This window comes from Methylobacterium sp. E-025 (assembly GCF_022829705.1).
GTDB lineage: Bacteria > Pseudomonadota > Alphaproteobacteria > Rhizobiales > Beijerinckiaceae > Methylobacterium.
Genome location: NZ_JAKSYR010000153.1, coordinates 1 through 2,064 on the forward strand (window position 1 = coordinate 1; position 2,064 = coordinate 2,064).

At 61.2% G+C, this 2,064-nt stretch carries 3 protein-coding genes and 1 pseudogene; 3 read left to right on the top strand and 1 reads right to left on the bottom strand.

Annotated features, from left to right (window positions below):
* A pseudogene (locus MKK64_RS22715) lies at positions 1–712 on the top strand (IS3 family transposase); the annotation flags it as partial.
* On the opposite strand, the gene MKK64_RS22720 reads toward MKK64_RS22715, so the two are convergent.
* On the bottom strand, positions 709–1,023 hold the full coding sequence (locus MKK64_RS22720; protein WP_243937617.1) for a response regulator: 315 nt from the start codon (positions 1,021–1,023) through the stop codon (positions 709–711). The pseudogene MKK64_RS22715 and the gene MKK64_RS22720 sit on opposite strands and share 4 nt — an antisense overlap.
* 247 nt (positions 1,024–1,270) lie before the next feature.
* On the opposite strand from MKK64_RS22720, the gene MKK64_RS22725 reads away from it, so the two are divergent.
* Together MKK64_RS22725 and MKK64_RS22730 are read left to right on the top strand one after the other, a co-directional pair.
* Entirely contained in the window at positions 1,271–1,435 is a 165-nt protein-coding gene (locus tag MKK64_RS22725; protein WP_243937619.1) for a hypothetical protein, read from the top strand.
* A 407-nt stretch (positions 1,436–1,842) separates the two neighbouring features.
* Positions 1,843–2,022: a hypothetical protein gene (locus tag MKK64_RS22730; protein ID WP_243937620.1), complete on the top strand. Its 180-nt coding sequence runs from the start codon at positions 1,843–1,845 to the stop codon at positions 2,020–2,022.
* The last annotated feature ends 42 nt before the right edge of the window (positions 2,023–2,064 follow it).

Consider the following 2,064-nt stretch of genomic DNA (forward strand, 5'->3'; position numbering starts at 1 on the left):
CGGCCGGGTGGTCGGTCAACGACAAGCGCGTCGAGCGGATCTGGCGGCGTGAGGGGCTGAAGGTGCCGGCCAAGCAGCCCAAGCGGGGGCGGATCTGGGACAACGACGGCTCCTGTGTTCGTCTTCGCCCGGAACACCGCAATCACGTATGGTCGTACGACTTCGTCGAGGCCCGCACGCACGATGGGCGCAAGATCCGGATGCTCAACGTGGTCGATGAACCGAAGGACCGCGCAGCGAGTTCACGCACGAATGCCTGGCGATCCGGGTCGCACGCAAGCTCAAGGGGATCGACGTTATCGACGTGCTCTCGGACCTGTTCATCCTGCGTGGCGTACCGGGCCATATTCGTTCGGATAATGGGCCTGAGTTCGTCGCGAAGGCTGTGCAAGCCTGGATCACCGCGGTCGGCAGCAAAACCGCTTACATCACGCCAGGCTCACCCTGGGAGAATGGGTACGTCGAGAGCTTCAACGCGCGTCTGCGCGACGAACTCCTGAATGGTGAGATCTTCTACACACTCAAGGAGGCGCAGATCGTGATCGAAAGCTGGAGGCGTCACTACAACACTGTGCGCCCACATGCCTCGCTGGGATACCGGCCCCCGGCACCGGAGGTGTTCGTGCCAGCGTTCTCCGCTTGGCCGGCTGCGCTCGCCCGACCAGCTCCGCCGGCCAAGCTACCCGTGGCAGAACGGCCTACCGCGCACTAACTCCATCCTTGGACCACCGCCTGGGGGCCGATCAGCTCAGGCTTGCGCCCGTCCGAAAGTATCATATCGAGATGGTCGTGGACGATCTTGGCGCTGAAGGGCCTGTCGAGGAAGACAGCGCCTTCCGGAAGTTCGTTCGGGCCAGGTTTTAAGCCGCCTGACACAACCACGATCGAGATATCGGGCCATCGGTTAGCTGTGGTTCGTGCCAACTCGAAACCGTCTGGCCCGCCAGGCATCTCCACATCGGTGAACAACAAGACGATGTTCGCGGCGTGCTGCTCCAGTAGCTCGATTGCCTTCGACGCCATTCTCCGCGGAGAGGGCTCGAAAGTCCGCATCCTCAAGGATCGTCTCCGCATCCATTCGGATCAGGTAGTCGTCGTCGGCGACCAGGGCATACGGTGAGTTCGGTGGGTTCTGCATCCCCGTAAAGGCGGCCCAGGATCAAAGGTTCATCATAATATGGTCGCAGCATGCGTCTGCTGACCGACAGCGCGTTCAGTCCACAGGCGGGAAGTGTTTTATGAACCGCACGCCATCGCATAGCTTGACGGCATGTCCATCAACGAGCCGGCGGGCACGCTCTACAGCTTCATCGTCCTCATCGCCTTCGATCCGTTCCATCCGCAGCACCTGGCCTCCGCGGTCGAGGATCAAAACGCGATAACGCGGCGGGACTGGCGCCTTATCGAGATCGGCAAATCCGATTGGTGGGCCTGAGGTCATAGCCGGAGATCCACAACAGGCCAGAGCACACGGCCCTCAGTCAGCGGCGCCCAAAAATCCGGCCGCGGATAAACGCATCTAAGCCGATCCCCGCTCGCAATTCATCATCTGATTGCATCCTGCGTAAACATGCACGGCTAGCGCGTCATTCCTGCGCATCATCACCCGCCAACGAAAAAGGCTCGCCGGGTATGGGGGCGCCGAGATTGGGTTCGAATAGGTAGCTCTGGGGGAGGGCCACGCACTCACTATCTTAAGACCAAACTATATTGCCTCACAAGCGCGTGCGTCTGCCGTACGCTATTGTGCAAGCTGGACGAGCTGCGATGGTGCGGCCGCCCGGCGAGCGCCGTTGACGTCCTATCTCGTCGTGGACGCGCTTGGCCGGCATGGGATCGGAAATGACAGACAACCCATCTCACGAAGCAGCTGAAGCCCTACGCACGATCGGCCGGAACGTCGAACCACCAGGCGACGACCTGGGCCTTTGGCTCGTGGATGGCCATGAGTGCAGCGATGTCGAACTGATTGCGCTGGCGCAGCTTTTTGGGCTGCTGGCTGAACCCGAGCAGGCAAACTGAGCTAGACCGTCGGCGCGAGCAACTTCACAGCCACGCTTTGGT